This is a genomic window from Actinobacillus porcitonsillarum (assembly GCF_003101015.1).
Classification (GTDB): Bacteria; Pseudomonadota; Gammaproteobacteria; order Enterobacterales; family Pasteurellaceae; genus Haemophilus_A; species Haemophilus_A porcitonsillarum.
In genome coordinates, this window is the sequence record NZ_CP029206.1 from 580,832 (window position 1) to 602,368 (window position 21,537).

General features: G+C 42.7%; 28 protein-coding genes. 12 read left to right on the forward strand and 16 right to left on the reverse strand.

Annotated features, from left to right (window positions below; all coding sequences use genetic code 11):
* Positions 1-148 precede the first annotated feature (148 nt).
* On the reverse strand, positions 149-994 hold the full coding sequence (locus DDU33_RS02975; RefSeq protein WP_108923060.1) for an MBL fold metallo-hydrolase: 846 nt from the start codon (positions 992-994) through the stop codon (positions 149-151).
* Between the two features lie 144 nt (positions 995-1,138).
* On the opposite strand from DDU33_RS02975, the gene DDU33_RS02980 reads away from it, so the two are divergent.
* Positions 1,139-2,086: a GlxA family transcriptional regulator gene (locus DDU33_RS02980; protein WP_108923062.1), complete on the forward strand. Its 948-nt coding sequence runs from the start codon at positions 1,139-1,141 to the stop codon at positions 2,084-2,086.
* A gap of 66 nt (positions 2,087-2,152) precedes the next feature.
* Here DDU33_RS02980 and DDU33_RS02985 read toward each other — a convergent pair whose 3' ends face one another.
* The 3 genes from DDU33_RS02985 to DDU33_RS10980 all read right to left on the reverse strand — a co-directional run bounded on the left by DDU33_RS02985 (position 2,153) and on the right by DDU33_RS10980 (position 4,382).
* The gene (locus tag DDU33_RS02985; RefSeq protein ID WP_108923064.1) at positions 2,153-3,157 is read right to left on the reverse strand and encodes a virulence RhuM family protein; all 1,005 of its coding nucleotides are present in this window, start codon (positions 3,155-3,157) and stop codon (positions 2,153-2,155) included.
* Positions 3,158-3,279: 122 nt separating this feature from the next.
* A complete protein-coding gene (locus DDU33_RS10975) occupies positions 3,280-3,789 on the reverse strand; it encodes an efflux RND transporter periplasmic adaptor subunit (protein ID WP_244175333.1) in 510 nt (169 codons plus the stop codon).
* The gene (locus DDU33_RS10980) at positions 3,777-4,382 is read right to left on the reverse strand and encodes an efflux RND transporter periplasmic adaptor subunit (RefSeq protein ID WP_244175334.1); all 606 of its coding nucleotides are present in this window, start codon (positions 4,380-4,382) and stop codon (positions 3,777-3,779) included. The genes DDU33_RS10975 and DDU33_RS10980 overlap by 13 nt, the downstream gene beginning before the upstream one ends.
* Positions 4,383-4,527: 145 nt before the next feature.
* On the opposite strand from DDU33_RS10980, the gene DDU33_RS02995 reads away from it, so the two are divergent.
* A complete protein-coding gene (locus DDU33_RS02995) occupies positions 4,528-4,971 on the forward strand; it encodes a MarR family winged helix-turn-helix transcriptional regulator (protein ID WP_108923066.1) in 444 nt (147 codons plus the stop codon).
* Entirely contained in the window at positions 4,971-5,861 is an 891-nt protein-coding gene (locus DDU33_RS03000; RefSeq protein ID WP_108923068.1) for an ABC transporter six-transmembrane domain-containing protein, read from the forward strand. Before DDU33_RS02995 ends, DDU33_RS03000 begins: the two co-directional genes overlap by 1 nt.
* A 20-nt stretch (positions 5,862-5,881) precedes the next feature.
* On the opposite strand, the gene DDU33_RS03005 is transcribed toward DDU33_RS03000, so the two are convergent.
* Complete coding sequence (locus DDU33_RS03005) at positions 5,882-6,283, reverse strand: MerR family DNA-binding protein (RefSeq protein WP_108923070.1); 402 nt, start codon at positions 6,281-6,283, stop codon at positions 5,882-5,884.
* A gap of 72 nt (positions 6,284-6,355) precedes the next feature.
* On the opposite strand from DDU33_RS03005, the gene DDU33_RS03010 reads away from it, so the two are divergent.
* Entirely contained in the window at positions 6,356-6,973 is a 618-nt protein-coding gene (locus DDU33_RS03010) for a cation efflux transmembrane domain-containing protein (protein WP_108923072.1), read from the forward strand.
* 76 nt (positions 6,974-7,049) lie between these two features.
* Here DDU33_RS03010 and DDU33_RS03015 read toward each other — a convergent pair whose 3' ends face one another.
* The 5 genes from DDU33_RS03015 to DDU33_RS03035 form a co-directional block, all read right to left on the reverse strand.
* Positions 7,050-7,709, reverse strand: a complete 660-nt coding sequence (locus DDU33_RS03015) for an NAD(P)-dependent oxidoreductase (protein WP_108923074.1) — start codon at positions 7,707-7,709, stop codon at positions 7,050-7,052.
* A gap of 246 nt (positions 7,710-7,955) precedes the next feature.
* Positions 7,956-8,318: an MmcQ/YjbR family DNA-binding protein gene (locus DDU33_RS03020; RefSeq protein ID WP_108923076.1), complete on the reverse strand. Its 363-nt coding sequence runs from the start codon at positions 8,316-8,318 to the stop codon at positions 7,956-7,958.
* Between the two features lie 102 nt (positions 8,319-8,420).
* A complete protein-coding gene (locus DDU33_RS03025; protein WP_108923078.1) occupies positions 8,421-9,632 on the reverse strand; it encodes an NADH:flavin oxidoreductase/NADH oxidase family protein in 1,212 nt (403 codons plus the stop codon).
* Between the two features lie 112 nt (positions 9,633-9,744).
* The gene (locus DDU33_RS03030; RefSeq protein ID WP_005823192.1) at positions 9,745-10,065 is read right to left on the reverse strand and encodes an ArsR/SmtB family transcription factor; all 321 of its coding nucleotides are present in this window, start codon (positions 10,063-10,065) and stop codon (positions 9,745-9,747) included.
* 119 nt (positions 10,066-10,184) lie between these two features.
* Positions 10,185-11,051 (reverse strand): AraC family transcriptional regulator, encoded by an 867-nt coding sequence (locus DDU33_RS03035; RefSeq protein WP_108923080.1) that lies wholly within the window; start codon positions 11,049-11,051, stop codon positions 10,185-10,187.
* Positions 11,052-11,172: 121 nt separating this feature from the next.
* Between DDU33_RS03035 and DDU33_RS03040 the strand changes: the two genes are divergently transcribed.
* The 6 genes from DDU33_RS03040 (at position 11,173) to DDU33_RS03065 (ending at position 15,117) form a co-directional block, all read left to right on the forward strand.
* Complete coding sequence (locus DDU33_RS03040; RefSeq protein WP_108923082.1) at positions 11,173-11,625, forward strand: ferritin-like domain-containing protein; 453 nt, start codon at positions 11,173-11,175, stop codon at positions 11,623-11,625.
* 19 nt (positions 11,626-11,644) lie between these two features.
* Positions 11,645-12,436 (forward strand): HpcH/HpaI aldolase family protein, encoded by a 792-nt coding sequence (locus tag DDU33_RS03045; RefSeq protein WP_108923083.1) that lies wholly within the window; start codon positions 11,645-11,647, stop codon positions 12,434-12,436.
* Positions 12,437-12,501: 65 nt separating this feature from the next.
* Positions 12,502-13,176, forward strand: coding sequence for a nitroreductase (locus DDU33_RS03050; protein WP_108923085.1), 675 nt, complete (start codon positions 12,502-12,504; stop codon positions 13,174-13,176).
* Between the two features lie 103 nt (positions 13,177-13,279).
* Positions 13,280-13,711, forward strand: coding sequence for an organic hydroperoxide resistance protein (locus DDU33_RS03055; RefSeq protein WP_108923087.1), 432 nt, complete (start codon positions 13,280-13,282; stop codon positions 13,709-13,711).
* Between the two features lie 74 nt (positions 13,712-13,785).
* Positions 13,786-14,481, forward strand: a complete 696-nt coding sequence (locus DDU33_RS03060; RefSeq protein WP_108923089.1) for a GNAT family N-acetyltransferase — start codon at positions 13,786-13,788, stop codon at positions 14,479-14,481.
* Between the two features lie 9 nt (positions 14,482-14,490).
* Positions 14,491-15,117, forward strand: coding sequence for a glutathione S-transferase family protein (locus DDU33_RS03065; protein WP_108923091.1), 627 nt, complete (start codon positions 14,491-14,493; stop codon positions 15,115-15,117).
* 47 nt (positions 15,118-15,164) lie between these two features.
* Here DDU33_RS03065 and arsB read toward each other — a convergent pair whose 3' ends face one another.
* The 3 genes from arsB to DDU33_RS03080 are packed head-to-tail and all read right to left on the reverse strand — an operon-like array spanning position 15,165 to position 16,945.
* On the reverse strand, positions 15,165-16,166 hold the full coding sequence (arsB, locus tag DDU33_RS03070) for an ACR3 family arsenite efflux transporter (protein ID WP_108925229.1): 1,002 nt from the start codon (positions 16,164-16,166) through the stop codon (positions 15,165-15,167).
* On the reverse strand, positions 16,166-16,579 hold the full coding sequence (gene arsC / locus DDU33_RS03075) for an arsenate reductase (glutaredoxin) (RefSeq protein ID WP_108923094.1): 414 nt from the start codon (positions 16,577-16,579) through the stop codon (positions 16,166-16,168). The genes arsB and arsC overlap by 1 nt, the downstream gene beginning before the upstream one ends.
* Before the next feature lie 51 nt (positions 16,580-16,630).
* The gene (locus DDU33_RS03080) at positions 16,631-16,945 is read right to left on the reverse strand and encodes an ArsR/SmtB family transcription factor (RefSeq protein WP_005817601.1); all 315 of its coding nucleotides are present in this window, start codon (positions 16,943-16,945) and stop codon (positions 16,631-16,633) included.
* A gap of 310 nt (positions 16,946-17,255) precedes the next feature.
* Here DDU33_RS03080 and DDU33_RS03085 point away from each other — a divergent pair, with 310 nt between their 5' ends.
* On the forward strand, positions 17,256-17,621 hold the full coding sequence (locus tag DDU33_RS03085; protein ID WP_108923096.1) for a winged helix-turn-helix transcriptional regulator: 366 nt from the start codon (positions 17,256-17,258) through the stop codon (positions 17,619-17,621).
* A gap of 117 nt (positions 17,622-17,738) precedes the next feature.
* Here DDU33_RS03085 and rsmG read toward each other — a convergent pair whose 3' ends face one another.
* Entirely contained in the window at positions 17,739-18,353 is a 615-nt protein-coding gene (gene rsmG, locus DDU33_RS03090; RefSeq protein ID WP_108923098.1) for a 16S rRNA (guanine(527)-N(7))-methyltransferase RsmG, read from the reverse strand.
* A 1-nt stretch (position 18,354) separates the two neighbouring features.
* Positions 18,355-20,247, reverse strand: a complete 1,893-nt coding sequence (gene mnmG / locus DDU33_RS03095; protein ID WP_108923100.1) for a tRNA uridine-5-carboxymethylaminomethyl(34) synthesis enzyme MnmG — start codon at positions 20,245-20,247, stop codon at positions 18,355-18,357.
* A gap of 472 nt (positions 20,248-20,719) precedes the next feature.
* Here mnmG and DDU33_RS03100 point away from each other — a divergent pair, with 472 nt between their 5' ends.
* Complete coding sequence (locus tag DDU33_RS03100) at positions 20,720-21,193, forward strand: YchJ family protein (protein WP_108923102.1); 474 nt, start codon at positions 20,720-20,722, stop codon at positions 21,191-21,193.
* Between the two features lie 29 nt (positions 21,194-21,222).
* Here DDU33_RS03100 and DDU33_RS03105 read toward each other — a convergent pair whose 3' ends face one another.
* Positions 21,223-21,510: a YgiW/YdeI family stress tolerance OB fold protein gene (locus tag DDU33_RS03105; protein ID WP_157951827.1), complete on the reverse strand. Its 288-nt coding sequence runs from the start codon at positions 21,508-21,510 to the stop codon at positions 21,223-21,225.
* Positions 21,511-21,537 lie beyond the last annotated feature (27 nt).

Genomic DNA, 21,537 nt, shown 5'->3' on the forward strand with positions numbered 1-21,537 from the left:
AAAGTCCTTAAAATTACTAATTGTTGATAATTTTAGTAAATTTTAAGACTTGTTTCAAGTGGAGGTTGGGGAGATTGAAAAAGAAAGCGGTGGGGTTTTCTGAGTTTTTTGCAGATTGCAAAATCTTATGGAAATCCCACCTCTATTTTTAATACTTCAATACTTCGCTTTCTTTCGGCACAGCGACCTTGCTCAGTTTATTTTCTTTCACAAATTTCCGCATTTCATCTGATGTAACAGCAGCGTGATTTACGGCATCCATATGCACAGTAATGATGTCAGCTTTCGGGGCAACTTGACGAGCTTTGGCGACATCGGCTTTGCCCATAATAATGCCGTCTGAAAAACCTTGCAGTTGGGCGTAACCTGTATTCATTACAATGACTTCAGGTTTATAGCGATTAAGCGCAAAATCCACTTCTTCATTCCAAATGGTATCGCCTACGAGATACAGCGTCTTTTCGTTGTCTGCCTGCATTACTACGCCCATAGCGTCCCCTGCCAATTCAGCCAGCTGCGGAATAGAATACATTTGATCAGTCCCGTGCTGTCCACCTGTTTTGCTTAATTTTACCTTGTTAAATTCGGTATTTTTGCCCAAAACACGAACATCTTTAAATCCTTGCGAACGAATAATTTGTGCATCGCCTGCATTTTGCACGAAAATAGGCAAGGTTTTCGGTAACACTTTTTGTGCGTATTCATCCCAGTGGTCTGCGTGCGTGTGGGTAACAATCACCGCATCTACACCTTGAAGGACTTTTTCGACCGGCTCTGCCATTTCGATCAACGGATTACGTTTTTGGCTATTGATTGTGCCTTCAAATCCTGCGTAGCTGCCTTTCGGAGCAAGATAAGGATCGACCAAAAACGTACTGCCAGCTATTTCAATTTTAGCGGTGGCGTTGCGAATATGCTGATAGCTAATTTCAGCATTAGCACTGGTTGCAACGGTGGTTGCCATTAAAGCAAAAATAAGAGATTTCAGTTTCATTATGTTTCCTTTTGTAAAAAATAAGATAAATCAAACCGCTTGTATGCGATGGGTGTATTATGAAACGAACGAGAAATAAAAAATATTGACTTATTATTCAAATATCGTAAAAATCGGGTCAAATTCATTTAGCGAGTAAAACAGATGTCTATTCCAACCGTTGCCTTAGTGCTTTATCCTCAATTTAGCCCTTTTCATTTTTCCGTGCCTTATATGGTATTTTCTACCGAAATTGACGGCAAACCGTTATTTAACGTGAAAGTGGTCGCAGAAAACCCAACAGTTACCCAATCCAAGCCAGCGATTATTCAGGCAGACGGCGATTTGAGTTTGTTGGAACAAGCAGATTTTGTGGTGATGTTTGGTTGGGACAATTTGGCAGAAATGCCGTCTTCCGCCTTAATACAAGCATTGCAGCAAGCGGCACAGCGTGGAGCGACCGTGGTAGGATTGTGTTACGGCGCTTATCCCCTTGCCTATGCAGGTTTGTTGAATGGCAAAAAAGCCACTACCCACTGGCTGGGCGAAGCGGATTTCAGACAGCGTTTTCCGCAAGTGAAATTGGATTGTAATGCGATTTATATTGAAGATGAAAACATTATCACATCTGCAGGCACGGCGGCAGGGTTGGATTGTTGTTTAGCGATTGTTCGCCGACAATATGGCGTAAAAATTGCCAATCAACTGGCACGTTTGTTGGTCATCTCGCCCCATCGGGAAGGTGGACAGGCACAATTTATTGAACAGCCCATCACTCGCAAAACCGCCAACGAGAACATCAACGAATGGCTAGACATTATGCGAACCAACCTAAATGCCGATTATTCCATTGACACCCTCGCTGAAAAGCTAATGATGAGCCGCAGCACTTTTACCCGTCATTTTCGCAAAGCAACGGGAATGGCATTAACGGAATGGCTGATTGAAGTGCGGTTACAAAAAGGACGAGAATTGTTAGAAAGCACCAAACTCAGCATTGAAGAAATCGCCCACCAAATCGGTTTTCATTCCGCCACCGCCTTTCGTCAGCACTTTAAAGCGAAACATCACATCAGCCCAAAACAGTGGCAAAAACGGTTTTGGGGTGGTTGAAAAAGAAAGTGGTGGAATTTTCTAAATTTTTTGCAATTGCAAAATCCCCAAAACCCCACCGCCCTTTTACTCTTCCCCTTTCAATAATCTGTCAAAATCGCTTTCAAAATGTTGGTCTTGAATAACACGATATTTTTCAAACTCGCTCAAGGCGTGGGCTTTGGCGATTTCGGCGGTAACTTTGCCTGCGTCTTGTAACACAGCTCTGTCGGTGGCGTCTAAAAAGCGGTTGAGCCTGATTTCCCAATCTTGCATTGTCATCGGGATTTGGCGTAATGCCATATCTTCCGCCATATCCAAATAAGCGGACACCAAGCGCTGTAGTTGAGACAACTCATTGTCGGATAAATAATTTTTCGCCACTACTACATCAAAAGGATAAATTTTGCCCTGTGGTGCGTCTTTCCAAGTGGTCAAGCCCATATTCGGCTTGCTGGCGTTTGCTCGTTCCACAATCAATTCTGCAGCGGTATGACCGTGAATTGCCCAATGTAATTTGTTTTGCACCGTGGCAAAAAAGCGTTTGGTCGCTGTAGCGGTGCGGTCGTAATCAATGGAAGTCGCATAAATATCGGTGATTTTTTGGTAAAACTTGCGTTCCGACAAGCGAATTTCTCGGATACGGGCAAGTTGTTCTTCAAAATACTTTTTGCCTAAACGAGTGCCGTCATTTTTCAACCGCTCATCGTCCATCGCAAAGCCTTTGATGGTGTAGGTTTGAATAATCTCGGTCGCCCACTTGCGAAATTGCACCGCTCGCTCGGAATTGACTTTATAGCCCACGGCAATAATCGCTGAAAGATTATAGTGTTTGGTCTGGTAATTTTTACCGTCATCGGCAGTTATTCGAAAATTTCTAATAACTGAATTTTCCGATAACTCATTATCTTCAAAGACTTTTTTTAGGTGATAGTTAATCGTAGGCACTTCAACATCATAAAGCTGCCCCATCATTTTTTGGCTCAGCCAGACATTTTCGTCTGCATAAATGGCATTGACTTGGCTCTCGCCCGAAGCGGTCATAAAGGTGAGATATTCTGCTACCGAAGAAACAATTTCCGATTTGGTCATACAAACTCCTTAACTGAAATCTTGTTTAGTCTAATGGCATTTGCAATGTTGGCAAAGGGGAAAAAGAGCATTTTTTCGATGCGGATCGCAAAAACTTGTGAAAATCTGACCGCACTTCCCCGCTACTTCACCATCGGCTCAACCCGCTCCCCTTCGTTAATCAACGCCCCTGCCTTTTGCACCACTTGTTCACCGACTTTTAAGCCTGATAGGATTTCGGCTGTGCCTTGATTAACTTCGCCTAGGCTAATCGGGCGGCGTTCTATTTGTTGATTGCGATTGACCACCATCACAAAGGCGGTTCCGTCTGCGTTAAAATTGACCGCACTTAAAGGCAAAGTGGTTTGGGCTTGCATTTCGGGCAGTTTGATGATGGCTGTGGCTGGTGTGCCGAGCGTGATTTGAGCTGGGATTTGCAGCTGAATACGCACTTTGCCGGTACGACTTGTTTGGTCGATTTGGGAAGAAAGCAAGCGAATTTGGCCGCTTGTCGTTTGGTCAAGCACTTGAATTTCCGCCTGCAAGCCCGTTTTGAGTAAAGATAGGTCTTCCGCACTGGCATCAACGGTAACTTCCAACTCGCCATTGCGTGCAAGATGAAACAAGGCGTTGCTGTCCGTTAAATTGCCCACTTCCGCACGGCGTTGCGTAATAATGCCGTCCGCGGGGCAAGCACTTCGGCTTTTTTGCGTTGATGACGGCTGTCATCAAGCTGTGCCTGTACCTGAGCGATTTCCGCATTCGCCGCCTGAACCGCTGCACGAGCGGCACGGGCTTTCGCCTGTTGTTGCTCCAATTCCTGACGGCTTATAGCATCGCTTTTCATCAAGGTTTGATAACGTTTCAGCGTAGCTTCCGCCTCGGTTAAAGCGGATTGTTGCGAAACCAAATTCGCCTTAGCTCGCTGCAAATTCGCATCATTTTGACGCAATTGCGATTGCACATTGTTTGTTTCCAACGTGGCTAAAACCTGCCCTTTTTTAACCACATCGCCCACTTCCACATTGACCGATTGAATTTGCAAACCAAGCAATGCCGTCCCAACAGCAACATCTTCTTTCGCCGTAATCGAGCCTGAAAGACGCAACGTCTGCATTAATGCGGCAGGTTGCACCTGAACCACATTCACTTTCATTAATGCAGTTTCGGTTTGTTCGCTGTTTTGCTCTTGGCAAGCAGTCAGAAACAGACTTGGCAAGGCGAATAATAAAATCAATTTTTTCATTTTAAAGTCTCAAAAATTACTAGTTTGCGGCATTATTCGTTATTTTTAAGACCGTATTAAGTAAATTTTAAGACTATTTTTGCTTGAGTTTTTTATTTATGCTGTTAAACTAGGCTCAATTTTGATTATTTTTAGGACTAATTAAATGAGTGATTTTGAAAAACTAGGCAAACAAATCAGTGAAGTGGACGCTACAATGGACGCTTGGATCGCCAAATTAGGCTTGGGTTATAACCATTTTGCGGTGCTGTATTCGTTGGCAGCGGCGGAAAGTGGGCAATGTACGCAAAAGCAGATTTGCGATGAGTGGCTGTTGCCGAAACAGACGGTGTTTAATGTGTGCAAGGAATATAAGGAAAAAGGCTGGATTGAGTTTAGCGAAAGTGCTGTGGATAAACGGGAAAAAATGATGCGTTTGACCGCAGACGGCAAGGCGAAGGCGGAACCGGTTTGGCAGGCGACACAGCAGTTGGCGGATAAAACTTTTGCAAAATTAGGCGAGAAAAAGACCGCTCAACTATTTGCGTTGTTGGCGGAATTTTGCACGGTTTGCCGTGAGCAAATCGATAAAACGGATACGGTGGCTTGATGTCTTTAGAAAATATTGAACCGACCTTTGAGCCTACCCTTGAACCAACAATGTTCCGTTCGCTCAAAAACCTTGCTTTGCAACATAAAAAACGGCTGTTTGCCACATTCGGCTTGGTAGCGGCGGAAAATCTGCTGTTGTTGATTTATCCTTTGGTGGGCAGTTTTGCAGTGAATGCGGTGCTAAACGGGCAACTGGTTTCCGCTCTGGCTTATGCCTTGATGGTGCTGATTATTTGGGGTGTGGGGGCGGCTCGCCGTGCGGTGGACACTCGTGCCTTCACTCGTATTTACACGGAACTTGCCGTGCCGGTGATTTTGAACCAAAGGATTAAAGGCATGGACACTTCAACTACCACCGCTCGTGTGGCGTTGTCCCGTGAGTTCGTCAATTTCTTTGAACACCATTTGCCGACCTTGATTACTTCTGCGTTTTCGATTATCGGGGCGGTGCTGATGTTGCTGTTGATTGAATTTTGGTCGGGCGTGGTGGCATTGTTGATTGTGGTGGGCTTTGGCTTGCTATTGCCGCATTATGTGAAGGTCAATGACCGCTTGTATTTCAAACTCAACAACCGCCTTGAAAAAGAAGTGGATCGGGTGGAACGTGCCAAAAACAGCGAATTGATTAAACATTATCGCTTGGTGGAACGTTTCCGTATCCTAATTTCCAACCGAGAGGCATTAAGCTTTTTATGTATCGGCGTGGCAATGTGCGCGCTGTTTGGCGTAACGCTCACGGTTTTAACCCTCAAACAAGGCGTTACCGCAGGGCATATTTATGCGGTGATTACTTATCTTTGGACCTTCGCCATTAGCCTTGATGACGCACCCAGATTGGTGGAAGAGTTGTCGAAGTTGAAGGATATTGGGAAAAGGGTGGAGGTTTGATTAAGTCGAGATAAAACACTCTACTCCAACGCCTTAATTCCCTTAATAATCTGGCAATGCTCTACGTCTTCCGCTTGGCACTCAATGAACGGTTCAAGCATTGCTTTGATTTGGTTAAGTTGGGCGATTTGTTGTTCAATTTGGATTAAATGCTGGCGAGTGAGTTTATCCGCCACTTCGCAGCGGTTGTGCGGGTTGGCTTGGAGTTCTAGCAGTTGTTTGATTTCTTCCAAGCTAAAGCCAATCATTCGGCAGCTCTTAATAAAACTCAGTTGGTTGAGCTGCTTTTCACTAAAAAGACGATAACCGTTCGCCTGCCTTGTGGCAGCATCAATCAAGCCCAGCTTTTCGTAATAGCGGATTGTTTCTAAATTCACACCGCTTGCTTTGCTCAATTCACTTATTTTGAAAAATCTGCCCATTTTGCTTGACCCTGTAATAACTACGGAGTTTATATTGTGTCGTAAGTTAAATTTAAACACAAGGAAAAGAAAATGAGTTGTTCAAGTTCTTGCTGTGGCTCGCATAGCACACACCGTTCCCCGCAATACCGCCGTGCCCTATGGATCGCTTTGGCGATAAATTTCACGATGTTTATGGTTGAAATTGTGATGGGGGTAAAATCGGGGTCGGTATCATTGCTTTCCGACAGTCTCGATTTTTTAGGCGACAGTGCCAATTATGTGATTAGCCTGATCGTGTTACCCATGGCGTTAAGTTACCGAGCCAAAGCCTCTTTAATCAAAGGTGCAACCATGGGCGGTTTCGGGCTGTTTATTTTAATCACGACCTTATATCGCTGGTTCTACGGCGATCTTCCAAACCATAGCGAAATGAGCATTGTCGGCGTACTCGCCCTTTTCGCCAATCTCGCTGCATTATGGGTGCTTTACCACTTCCGTGATGGCGACAGCAATATGCGCAGCGTGTGGCTTTGCTCAAGAAATGACGCCATCGGCAATATCGCCGTTGTATTGGCTGGCGTTGCGGTTTATTTTACCCAGTCCAAACTCCCTGATTTAGCTGTTGCCTTTATCTTGGCGTTTTTAGCCCTACAAGCAGCAAGAGAGATTATTCTTCGGGCATTAGGGGAATTGAAAGAGAGTAAGTAAACAAGCGGTAGAATTTAAGACAAACTTTGCAAATCGCAAAATCTTCCCTAAATCCCACCGCACTTTTCACATTAAATTACTTGCTCGCCACGGTAAAGCGTTTAAACAAATGAGCTTGTTTTTCTGCATCGTCTGCGATGGCAATGGCTAAATCTGCAACGCTGATACCTGCTGGGGCTTCACCGTTCATTAGCAAATAATCATCGCCTAAACGGTATTCGCCTGTGCGCTCTTCGCTAAAACCTGCGTCTGCACCTAATAAAGCTGGTGGCGAAATGAATGCCCAGTTCACATCACGGCGGTCACGCAAGTCGTTGAGCAAATTACGCGCCGCATTTGCCCCTGCAAAAATCTCTTTCGGGAAAGCGTCTGTGTCAATCAGTTGCACATTTGGTGCAACATACAAGCTACCTGCACCGCCCACAATCAATAAATACGGCACTTGTGCTGCTTTTGCCGCTTCGGTAATCGCATTCGCTCCACGAGTAAAATCTTCGGCGATATTCGGGTTCGTCCAACCTGGGTTAAAGGCACTAATTACCGCATCAAAACCTTTTAATTGCTCGGCAAAATCAGCCGCATTCACATCAAAACTGACCGCTTGCACGTTGTCCGCTTTTGCTACTTTGTCGGTGTTGCGTGCAAACGCCGTTACTTGATGACCACGGTTCGCTAACTCCGCTACCACAGCACTACCTACATAACCTGTTGCACCAATTACTGCGATTTTTTTCATTTTGTTTTCCTTCCGTTAAGTTAATTAAGATTGCCGACTGGCTGATGTGGCGTAGTATAGATATAAAACTTACTTATGAGAAGTACTTACAAATTTGTAAGTTTGAAAATGGTTTTTAACTGATTGAAATTTAAGGAAATAAATTTTGAAATTTTTTGTGGGGGGAGTGTAAACGCACCATCAATGATAAAAAACAGTCGTTTTCGCAAAATCTTTTGCAAAAACGACCGCTCTTTAATCTCCAATTCATCTCGACTTCTTAAACGTCAAACAAAAACTTTCATCAATCAACTCATATAACAACGTCTCATCAATTTCCGCTAAATTTAGGCTCAACCAATGCTCTTTATTCATATGATAAGCAGGGTAAACGCCGTTCATCATTCGCAAAGAACCGATTTCTTCAGGTTTGGCTTTTACATTGACCACTTCAATTTTTTCACCATTTTCTAACCCAAGTTTATGGGCGGTAATGCTCATCAATATCGCAAACCATTTGCGATGGTGCGAATGACGAAACACCGCATAATCAGGGTACTTCGCCCAAGGATATTCAGGCTCAACGCCGTACTGCTGTTGAATGTAAGATGAAAGTGTTAATGTGTTCATGGTTTGATTATTTTGTTGTTTCTTGTGTAGGTTAGTAGAGTGTACACAAATTTCTTGATTTTTGGGTACATTATAAAATCGTAAAATTTTGACCGCGCTTTCCTAAGATCTCCCCGTACTCAACCCAGCTTTGCCGTTCTCCCAAAGGGTTTTGAATAACACTTTCCACGGTGAAAGTGTCGGATTTGGCTGTTTGCCACTGCCGATTAACGCCATTTGTGCCATATACCAATCCATTTCCAACACCGCACCGAGTTTGTTATCCACTGGGGCGAAACCTGTTTTTATGCGGTTGGTCACGATGGTTTGATAGTTGCCTTGTTGAATTTGGTTTGGTAAATCGGGTTGTAAGGCAAAAGGTCGGGCGATGCCGATAAAATCCAGATGTCCGCTTTGCAGTGCCTCGTTCATTGCGTTTTCACTACGGAAACCGCCTGTGATAATCAGCGGCACGTTGCAGACGGCACGGGCTTTTTCGGCATAATCCAAGAAAAACGCTTCACGCTTTTGCGTGCTGGCTTTGGCGGTTAGCATTTCGGGGCTTTCATAGTTGCCGCCTGAAATCTCAATAAAATCAATGCCTAGTTCCGCCATTTTTTGCACCACTTGAATGCTGTCCGCCTCATTAAAACCGCCTTTTTGGAAATCAGCCGAGTTGAGTTTTAAGCCGACCAGAAATTCAGGTTGCACCACCGTGCGAATGGCGTGATAAATCTCCACTAAAAACCGCATACGGTTTTCAAGGCTGCCGCCCCATTTATCTTCACGGCGGTTGTGGTGCGGCGATAAAAATTGACTGATTAAATAGCCGTGTGCCGCGTGAATTTGCACGCCTGAAAATCCGGCTTTTTCGGCGATTTTTGCGGTGGTGGCAAATTGCTGAATTAAGGTGTCAATTTCGGCTTCGGTTAAGGCTCTAGGCGGATTGATAAAACCGTCCATTCCCTGCAACGCCACCGCACTCGGTGCCACAGGCGTTGGCGATAACACTTTGGGCGACTGCTTGCCTGCGTGGTTAATCTGCATAATCAGCAAAGTATCATTTTGCGTGCCAGCCTTCGCCCATTGTTGCAAAATCGGCAAATTGCGTTCGTCCGTGAGTACCACATCGTTGATCGAGCCTTTGCCGTTTTCAGCAACCATCACATTGCCCGTTACCAACATTCCAGCGCCACCCTTTGCCCAAGTGTCATAAAGTTGCACCAACGGCATTGTCGGTTGGTTTTGTTTGGCAAGCTGTTCTTCCATTGCGGATTTGAAAAAACGGTTTTTAGCAATTTTGCCGTTAGAAAAGGTAAAAGGTTGAAATAACATAAAATTCCTTGTTGAGATTATAGGTTTAAAAATATAAACCTTTTGGGTAAAAAATTACGGCTAAATACCAGCAACTCTAGCAATAGCCGTGTTAGGTAATCATAAAAATTAGCTAGTCGTCCAATGGTTTAATACAACCATCTGCAATAAACGATGCCATCAAACGCTGAAAACGCTCGCCGGCTTGTTGTAGGCTCACAGTGTAATAACGCTCTTTACCTTGCTGATCAACACGCACCAAACCTGCGTCCAACATAATTTTGAGATGGTGCGACACTGCAGGGCGTGATAAATGTAACCGTTCGGTCAAATCATTGACATTCAAGCTACCGTTTTCAAACAAAATATGCAAAATCATCAAGCGGTTTTCGTCGCTTAACACGGTAAAAGTCGGAATGCACTCACGCAAAATATCAACGGTTTTTTGGCTCATATTTGTTTATAGGTTTAAAAATTTGAACGCATTTTAAATGCGGTGGAGTGAATTGTCAAGCGGTCAGATTTTATGAAAATTCTGCAAATGCAAAAACTTGTGAAAATCCGACCACACTTTTATCCCCCAACTTGCACACTCGGTGCTACACCAAAATAGCGTTTGTACTCTCGGCTAAACTGACTTGGGCTTTCGTAGCCCACTTGGTAGGCGGTTTCGGCAATTGCCATATTTTCTTGGAAAATCAATCGCTTTGCTTCCATTAATCGTAGGGATTTTTGGTATTGCAACGGCGATAGCGTGGTGATTTCTTTGAAGTGATGATGAAAACCCGACAGAGACATTCCGCATAACTCTGCCAGCGTTTCTATCCGCACCGTTTCACGAAAATGCTGTTGCAAATACTGGGTCGCCTTGGCGATTTTTTGTGTATTTGAACCAAAACTCACCATCTGTTTCAACTTGTTTCCCTGCTCCCCTTTGAGTAATCGGTAATAGATTTCTTGTTGAATAAGCGGTGCAAGAAATGCTATATCACTTGGATTTTCGTGCAAGAGCAATAAACGTGCAAAGGCATTTTTCAATTCACTCTCTAAATGCCATTGCGTAAAAGCGGGCGGATTTATCTCGGATTTTTCAACCGGCAAAGTTTGCTCTAACAGAATTTTATTCACCGCTTGTAAATCAATTTTCATTGATAACACCACAAAAGGCGCTTCGGGACTTGCCTTAGTAATCTTTCCACACATCGGAATATCCACAGGGCAGAACATAAAATGTCGCGGATCAAACAAAAAATACTGCTCTCCCAACCGCACTTCTCGCTCGCCGTTTATCACAATGCAAATACTCGGCTCTTGGATCACATTTTCATAGGAAAACGGCTGATCGCTATGATGAATAACCAGCCCTTTAATCGGTGAATGATAGGCTTGATTATGGGGTATAAGCTGTAATAAGCGTTTAAATTGATTATCTGAAAGCATTAAAATTTAGAGAAATAGGCAAGATGTTTACAGGAATGATATACCGCCAGAGTTCAGAAATCAATATACTGACAACATTCCGATACGGAACGAAATCAAAAAATTAAAAAGAGGAAAAATTATGGCAAACGCTAAACAAATCGAAATTTTACAAGCCTTCGCCAAAGGCTGGTTCGGCACTTCGCAACAACACAGTATTCACGCTGAAATTATTCGCCAAAAAGGCTTTGCGAAATTAGCCGACAAAATGCAAGAAGAAGCTGATGATGAATGGAAAGAAGCACAACGTGTGAACGCTCGCTTGTTAGAATTAGGCGAAACACCTGTGGTTGGGGCGGTGGAATACCCTGTTTTCAACGATGTACGTGAAATTCTTGCTTTCGATTTAGAAGAAGGTTACAAAGGTATGGCGTATTTGAACGAAGTGGTGAATGCGTTTTCGGACGACTACATCACACGCCGTATGTTCGAAGAATTTATCGTGGACGAACAAGAACACACCAACTGGTTGGCGGAACATTTGGGCTTAATTGACCAAATCGGCTACCAAAATTATTTAATGAAACAAATGTAATTAAGAAGAGGGCAGAATCATGCGAGTTTTTGATAAATCATTTTTACACAATCCGTTTAAAAAAGCGGTAATGCAACATCAAGTACAGCTTGGTTTCGGCGTAGTTTCAGGCTCAGCGACCAATGCGGAAATCGTAGCGGGTTCCGGCTATGACTTTATTTGGTTAGATGGCGAACACGGACCGAACACCATTGAAACCATTATCGACCAGGCACGTGCCATTGCCGCATATGACAGCCACGTTGTCGTGCGTCCGCTTGTGAGCGACCGTGCGTTAATCAAACAGCTTTTAGACGCAGGCATTCAATCGATTATCGCCCCAATGGTGGAAAGCAGTGAACAAGCGAAATATATTGCAGAATCAATGTATTACCCGCCACGCGGCAAACGTGGTTTCGGCGCCCCTGCCGTGCGTGCAGGACGTTGGGCGAGATTGCCTGAATACATCAAACACGCCGAAGACGAGTTGTTCCTTGCGGTGCAAATTGAGAGCAAATTGGGCGTGCAAAACGTGGAAGAAATCACTAAAACCTACGGTGTGGATGCGATTTTCTTAGGTCCTGCGGATTTAGCGGTAGATATGGGTTACTACGGCGATTTCTCAGGTGAAGAAATGCAAGCGACCATCAAAAAATTGATCACCGATATTCGCGGTTATGGCAAACCTGTTGGCACTATCGCAGGCAGCCCAGACGAAGCCCAACGCTACATCGAATGGGGCGCGAGCTTTGTGATCGTGGGAGCGGATACCGTATTCCTCGCCAACGCCGCCGACAGTATGTTAGAAGTATGCCGTCATTTGAAAAAATAATCCTAAAGTGCGGTTAAAAATCTTCCCGTTTTTATTACCGTACTTTGCCTCACTAGGAGAATACTATGTTAGATTTTGAAACCACTGTAAAAACTCGCCAGTCAATCCGTAAATTTTTACCAACGCCTATGACCGAAGCGGAAATCAAACAAACCTTAATGGATGCCCAAAATTCGCCATCGGCGTGTAACACGCAGCCTTGGCAGGTGCATATTGCGTCAGGTGAAACGCTGGAACGATTGAAAAAACGCTTTTTAGTCGCTGCGGCAGAAGGCAAATTCACGCCTGATTTTGAATTTAACCAAGCGAAGTTTTTAGGCAAATACGAAGCTCGTTGGCGTAACCAATACGAACACGTTTTCACTACCAGCTACGGCATTCCACGTGAAGACAAAGCCGCTCGCCAAGTGGTTTACGACGACAACTTCGTGGGCTACGGCGCACCACATATGGCATTTTTGTTTATGCCGAGCATTGATAATCATGACGTGAACGTAGCTGCAGATATGGGCATGTATTCGCAAACCTTTATGCTCTCGCTCACCGCACGTGGTTTTGGCAGCATTCCGCAATTAGCCTTGGCTTTATTTGCTGATGACGTACGTGAAGAGCTTGGTATTTCTAGCGATTACAAATTATTACACGTGATTTCATTCGGTCATCCGGACTGGGATGCAATGCAAAACCAAAAACATTTAGGGCGTATTCCTGTGGATGAAAGTGCGACATTGCATTGGTAAAAATAGAGAAATAGGCAAGCATTCTATAGGAACAGGCTACCGTTTTCAGACTGTATTCCGCTACAATGCTTGTATTCCAACCCAATCACAAAAGGACAACAATATGAAAATTTTCTATAAAACATCAGCAACCGCAACCGGCGGTCGTGACGGGCGTACTCAAGTGGATGACGGTTCTATCGGCTTTGATTTAGTCGGCTTTCAAAACGAAAGTGGTAAAGTCGGCACTAATCCTGAACAACTTTTTGCAATGGGCTATGCCGCTTGCTTTGACAGTGCAATGAACCACGTTGCCCCAAGTTTAGGCTTAAAACCAACCAAATCAAGTACCACCGTTGGCGTAGGTATTGGTCAAAAAGCAGACGGGGCATTTAGCTTGGATTTGGATATTACGATTACTGTTGCAGGTTTGAGCGTAGAAGAAGCAAAACAGCTAATTGAAAAAGCCCACGCCGTTTGCCCATACTCCAACGCAACACGCGGCAATGTTGATGTACGTTTGCATGTGAACGTGATTAGCTCATTTGATCTATAATGACAAGCGGTCGGATTTTGTAAAAATGTTGCAAAAACCGACCGCACTTTTATAAGTCAATGAAGGGAAATAATATGCCAACTAATCATCTCAATCAGTCTATCGGCGAAGCATTGCCACATTTCACGGCAGGGCGGCAACCTAACATTCAACAGCTTGTAGGGCGTTACACCATTATTGAGCCAGTGAATGTGGTGAAACATTTTGATGATGCTTACGCCTTTTATGGACCTGAAAGCCCTGAAACGCAGTGGACTTATTTACCGATTGATGCGTTTCAAAACAAAGACGATTTTCGTGCTTATTTTGAAAAAATGGCACAGTCAAAAGATCCTTACTATTTAGCCATTTTAAATAAAGAAACGGGCAAAATCATCGGCACATTTTCCTTGATGCGAATTGATACAGCCAACCGTGTGGTAGAAATGGGTTGGGTGCTTTACGGCTCCGAATTGAAACAGTCTCGCTTTGCTACCGAAGCTCAATTTTTGGTGATGCAATATGTGTTTGAAGTGTTGCGATATCGCCGTTATGAATGGAAATGCGACAGCTTAAATGCACCTTCAGGCAAAGCGGCAAAACGTTTGGGGTTCATATTTGAAGGCACATTTCGACGCGTGCAGGTCTATAAAGGCCGCAGTCGTGATACCAACTGGTATTCAATGCTCGAAGAAGAGTATCAAGCGATGAAACCGAAATTTGAAAAATGGTTACAGCCTGAAAATTTTGATAAAAACGGAAAACAAATTTCCGCTTTAAATGAGAATTAGGAGAAAAATATGATCACATTACACTATCTCAAACAATCTTGCTCACACCGCATTGTGTGGCTGCTCGAAGCACTCGGCGTAGATTACGAACTCAAAATCTACGACCGCTTAGAAGGCACAGGCTTCGCCCCTGCGGAATTGAAAGCCCAACACCCACTCGGCAAAGCACCCGTGTTGCAAGACGGCGATTTAACCATCGCAGAAGGCAATGCGATTATCCAACACTTGCTCGATCGCTATGATGACGAGAAACGCTTCACGCCAGCACATAAAACCAACGACTACTCAAACTACGTTTACTGGCTGGCGATTTCAGCGTCGATGTTCTCGGCAAATCTGCTCGCGTTAGTGTCGAAAAAAGGCGATTTAGGCGACTTTGCGCAATACACCGACGCCCAAGTCGGCTTATATTTCAACCACGTTGAACAATCGTTAGTAGGCAAAAAATGGATTGTGGGTGAGCAACTTACAGGCGCAGATTTCGCTTTAAGTTTCCCACTGCAATGGGGCTTGAATTATGTGGAGAAAGCCGATTTCCCAAATATCGTGCGTTATCTTGAACAAATCGAGAACCACCCTGATTATCTCAAGGCGAATGAAAAAACTGCAGGTCGTTTAGATTTGAGTCGGTTCTAACACAAGCGGTCGTTTTTGCAAAATCTTTTGCAAAAACGACCGCACTTTTATTTATTCCATCGATTTAATAAACTGACTAATGACAACATAACAGGAACTTCAACTAAAACCCCTACTACGGTTGCCAATGCTGCTCCTGAATGCAATCCAAATAATGAAATCGCAACAGCAACGGCTAATTCAAAAAAGTTACTTGTGCCGATTAAACAAGCTGGAGCAGCAACTTGATGGGGTAGTTTTAACCATTTAGCTAAAATATGCGCAAGAAAGAAAATACCATAGGTTTGAGCTAATAACGGGATGGCAATTAACAAAATAATCAATGGTTTTTCTAAGATGGTTTGTGCTTGAAAAGCAAATAACAACACGACTGTCAGCAATAATCCTAAAATAGAAAATGGCTTTAAGTTTTGGCTTAATCGCTGAATTTTTTCACTTGATTGTCCTAATACTTTTCGGGTTATCCAGCCAGCAAGAAGTGGCAATAATACATATAAAATCGTGCTGTATAACAACGTTTGCCACGGAATTTGAATATCACTAATTCCTAATAAAAATCCTGCTATTGGTGCAAACGCAAAAATCATAATGATGTCATTTATAGAGACCTGAACCAAAGTGTAATTGGCATCCCCTTTGACTAACTGTGACCATACAAATACCATTGCTGTACAAGGCGCGACACCAAGTAAGATCATGCCTGCGATATATTCTGTTGCCGATTGTGCATCAACCCACCCCGCAAAGAATACACGGAAAAAGAGCCAACCGATCAGCGCCATAGTAAAAGGCTTGACGAGCCAGTTAATAAATAAAGTTAAAGCCAAACCTTTTGGTTTCTTACCAACATTTTTAATTGCTGACCAGTCAATTTGGATCATCATCGGATAAATCATCAGCCAAATCAGCACGGCAACAGGTAAATTGATGTGTGCAATTTCTAATTTGGCAATCCCAGCGAATAATTCAGGCTGCCATACGCCTAATCCAACACCGACTATGATTGCTAATGCCACCCATACTGTTAAAAAACGTTCAAAAAATCCCATCATTTTGTCTCCGCCGTAATTACGCATCCATCTTCTTTAATAAAATCCGATGGCAAAGGGTAGGGCGAAATTTGCAAAAAAACTTCTGAAGGACGACATAAACGTACGCCTTTTTCTGTTATGACAATCGGACGATTGATTAAAATTGGATCGGCTAACATGGCGGCGATTAACGTATCATCGCTCAACGTTAAATCGTCTAACCCTTTTTCGAGATAAGGTGGCACATTGGTTCTCAATAATTGACGTGGCGTTAATGCCATTTTTATTAATAATTCACGTAAAACAGCTTCACTCGGTGGCTGTTCTAAATAATGAATAATTGTAGGCTCAATCCCCAAATGGCGAATAAGCGCTAAAGTATTACGAGACGTACCGCACTTTGGATTATGATAAATTGTTACACTACACATTCGTTTTCCTCAGATAATTCAAGAGTTATTGAAATAATAGGCGAAAAATTTTTAACAACAGTCAATAGAACAATGCTCATGGCTATTTTTACAACAATTTTGCGTCAAAAATGCGGTTAAATGCAGCATTAACGTTAAATTGGCGTAATAGCGGATAAACCGTCCTTCTTGAATGCTATAAACTAGCTCCGCCTGGCTTAAATTCTTTAAATGAAAAGAGAGATTATTGGGGGCAAGATTGAGCTGTTTCGCTAAATCGCCGGCTGTCATTCCTTCGGTTCCCATTGCAGAAAGGGTTTGAAAAATAGTTAAGCGGGTCGAAGACGAAAGGCTTTCAAATAAAAAACTGGCTTGCTCGGTATTCATAAAAATCAAATAAGATCACAATATTCACTATGATAACGTATTTTTTTAAAACATTTCAACAGTTATTGAAATATAATATTGCCATGAACCACTTTCAAATGAAAATTCAAGCGGTAGGATTTTGATAAATTTTTGCAAATTGCAAAATCTTGTGAAAATCCGACCGCCCTTAAAAGGGTAGTGTGTTTTAAATAATTTTTAAATAGGAAAATTATCCATTTGCAAAATCGGCTAATATCGCTTAGCATACCTATACTTACTTTATATAAGTACTTTCAAAAATGTAAGAAAATAATTTAAGGAAATAAAAATGGAAAAATTTTCAAATTCAATCGAACGAGGCTATGTGTTATCCGCTCAATGCCCTTCTCGTGAGATTTTGCAACATCTGACTAACCGCTGGGGCGTGTTGGTGATGATTGTGTTGATGAAAGGCACAAAACGGTTTAGCGAAATCCGCCGTGAGATTGACGGTGTGAGCGAGCGTATGCTGACCCAAACGCTACAACAGTTGGAACAAGACGGAATGCTTAACCGCAAATCCTACAATACCGTTCCGCCACACGTTGAATATTCGCTGACGGATTATGGTAAAGAGGCTGGCAGTCGCCTTGCGAATTTAGTGGATTGGTTGGAAGAGAATTTAGTCAGTATTTTAAAAGAGAAGAAAGCATAAAAAATGCCTATGAGTTAAAGCTCAATAGACATTTTGTTCTCTTGGCGTTTTTCGGTGTTTTCTAGGCATTTTATTTTTTATGCTTTATTTGCCCAATCCCAAATATTGGGCTTTATTTTATGCTTTTTTCAAGAGAACTAAATGCCGCTCTCCCACTAATTCAGGCACATCTAATTTAATCACTTCGACCAATTCAATCGGCTTACTCACTTCGGCTAATTCTTCCGGTTGATATTGTCCTTTTAATGCATAAAAATGACCGCTTGTATTCGGCAAATGGTAACACCAATCGACCATATCATTTAGAGAGGCAAAAGCTCGGCTTAATACGCCGTCAAATTGTTGCTCTTGATACTCTTCAACCCGACTTAACACAGGAGTAACATTGGTCAGTTTTAACTCACGAATGGCATTTTTGATGAAAGTAATGCGTTTGCCTAAACTATCTAACAACACAAACTGTTTATCTGGGTTAGCGATTGCCAACGGAATCCCCGGTAAGCCCGGGCCTGTTCCCACATCAATAAACTGTTGCCCCTGTAAATGTTGGCTAACCACAAGGCTGTCCATAATATGTTTGACCAACATTTCATCGGGATTACGTACAGAAGTGAGGTTATATGCTTTGTTCCATTTATCCAATAATTTCACAAAATCGACCAACTGCTGTTTTTGCTGATCGGTCAAAGAAATGTTTGCTTGACTGAGCAAGCGGTCTAATTTGGCTAACATTTTACAACTCGCCTCTTTTCAACATGCCTTGCTTTTTCAAATTCACCAACAAAATTGAAATCGCCGCTGGGGTAATGCCTGAAATACGGCTGGCTTGCCCGATAGACACCGGGCGGTGTTGCATCAGCTTCGCACGCACTTCGTTAGACAAGCTTTCCACTTTGTCGTAATCAAATTCAGCCGGAATTTGAGTGTTTTCGTGGCGTTTATGGCGTTCGATCTCTTGTTGTTGATGTTCGATATAGCCTTGATATTTAATCGAAATTTCTACTTGCTCAGCGGCTTCTTTGTCTTCAATCGCCGGCGCAAAAGGTGCAATTTGAGTTAAGGCTTCGTAAGTCACTTCAGGACGGCGAATTAAATCTTCACCGCTCGCTTCACGGGCGAGTGGGCTGTTTAATAATGCATTCACTTCTGCAAGGTTTGCCATTTGTAAGTGTGCCCAAGTCTGTTTTAAGCGAGCTTTCTCTTTTTCGATGTTTTCCATCTTCTCGTTAAAACGTGTCCAACGTGCTTCATCAATCAAGCCAAATTGATGAGCAATCGGCGTTAAACGGGCATCAGCATTGTCTTCACGCAACAGCAAGCGATATTCCGCACGGGAAGTAAATACACGGTACGGTTCTTTAGTACCTAAAGTGCAGAGATCATCTACCAATACGCCTGTGTAAGCTAAATCACGGGTTGGGAACCACGCTTCTTTTCCCTGTACCTGTAAACCGGCGTTAATCCCTGCCAATAAACCTTGTGCAGCTGCTTCTTCATAGCCCGTTGTGCCGTTAATTTGTCCAGCAAAGAATAAGCCTTCAATCGCTTTGGTTTCAAGGGTCGGTTTCAGATCACGCGGGTCGAAATAATCGTACTCAATCGCATAGCCCGGTTTGATAATACGGGTGTTTTCCAAGCCTTTCATTGAGTTTACAATCCCCATTTGTACATCAAACGGCAGACTGGTTGAAATACCGTTCGGGTAAACTTCAATGGTGGTTAAGCCTTCCGGTTCAAGGTAGATCTGATGGCTATTGCGATCGCTAAAACGCATTACTTTATCTTCGATCGATGGGCAGTAGCGTGGACCGATCCCTTCAATAATACCCGTGTACATCGGACTACGATCTAAACTATTGCGGATCAAATCGTGAGTTTGTTCGTTCGTATGTGTGATGTAACACGGAATTTGACGAGGGTGTTGCTCAACGGATCCCATAAATGACATTACAGGCAATACGTCATCGCCGTGTTGTTTTGCCAATACATCAAAATTGATCGTACGCGCATCCAAACGTGGTGGAGTGCCTGTTTTTAAACGATCAACACGTAAATTCAGATCACGTAAACGATCAGCCAACATCGTGGCTGCTGGATCGCCCGCTCGTCCACCAGCGTAGTTATCTAAACCAATATGGATCTTACCCGCCAAGAAAGTACCTGCGGTTAAAATTACGGCTTTCGCTTTAAAGATTAAACCCATTTTCGTTACTGCACCGACCGCACGATTGTTTTCAACCAAAATATCCACGACTTCTTGTTGGAAAATATCTAAATTCGGTTGATTTTCTAATGCTGTACGCACTGCTTGGCGATAAAGCACACGGTCTGCCTGCGCGCGAGTAGCTCGAACTGCAGGACCTTTAGAACTATTTAACGTACGGAATTGGATCCCGGCTTTGTCTGTGGCAGTAGCCATCAAACCACCCATCGCATCAATTTCTTTAACTAAATGCCCTTTACCAATTCCGCCAATGGCAGGGTTACAGGACATTTGTCCTAAGGTATCTACATTATGCGTTAAAAGTAGGGTTTTTAGCCCCATACGCGCAGGGGCAAGAGCTGCTTCCGTTCCTGCATGTCCACCACCCACGACAATCACATCGTAAGTTTTATTATAAATCATATATAGCCTTTTATATTTTATAAGAAATTTGTTCAAATGAAAGATCGACTATTTTACCTTAAAATCAGAAGATCGGGAAAAGAGATTTTTAGAATAAACCGATCCTTTTAGAGGATCGAAAGATCACTAATATTAAAATAGATCTTTTATATAGAGATCTTTATTATTATGATTATTAGCGGTCAGTCATAACAAGGATAACTACAAATTTTAAAGTAAAATCAAAGTGTTAAGGAGATCTTGTTATTGAAAAGATCTTGAGTAATGTAAAAGATATTCCTGTGGATAAAAAGTAAAGTTATCCACAGGGTGGAAAAAGTAATAAGGTTATTTTGAATAGATCTCAAGTTATTCTTGCGATTTTAGCAAAGTTATCCACAATGGGTTTGTCACGCTTTTTATGTGAGAGATTTCTTTTTTAAGGAAATAAGCGGTAAAATTTCTCTACTCTTTTACCTATTTGGAATAGAAAATGTTTGAAGAAAATAAAGCGTGTCCTTGTCAATCAGAGAAAGGTTATGCGGAATGTTGCCAACCCTTCCACTTAAATCAAGATTTTGCACAAATGGCGGAACAATTGATGCGTTCTCGATATAGTGCATATACGTTGGTCAATATTCCCTATATTGTGGCAACAACAGTGCCAAGCCAACAGGGATTATTAGATCAAGCAGCCATGAAAAAGTGGGGAGAAACGACGGTTTGGAAAGGGTTAGAGATTGTGCAGCATTTGCCAGCAATTTCCAAAATACATAGCATCGTGGAGTTTAAGGCCTTTTTTGAAACTGAAAACGGAATGGAAGCGCACCATGAGCGTTCATTATTTGTGAAAATCAATGAACGTTGGTTTTTTGTTGATCCGACTGTTCCACTTCCTTCGCAAAAACAGCCTTGTGTTTGTGGCTCAGGGAAAAAATTTAAACACTGCTGTGGCGCATTTTTATAGTAAAAAGGTGGGATTTCCCACCTTCTTAATCAGTTAATTTTATCTATTTGATAAACTTCAATATGTGATTTTAGTAAATATTTATCAATTTTGCCTTGAATACGCACTTTGGTATTTGGTGAAACGTCTAAGCCGTGCCAAATATGTTCTTCGATTTTTAATCTGATCAATTTGTTTTGCATATCTTTAAAATAGAACTCTTTTTTCTTTGCTTGACTAACGATATAGCCTTCTAACACCACCGTTGAATGATTTGGTAATGCTTCGGCTTGTTCAATGGTTTTGAGATTAGAATTAATCGGGATTAAATCCGGCAAAGGCAGAACTGCTAATGGCGCATAATG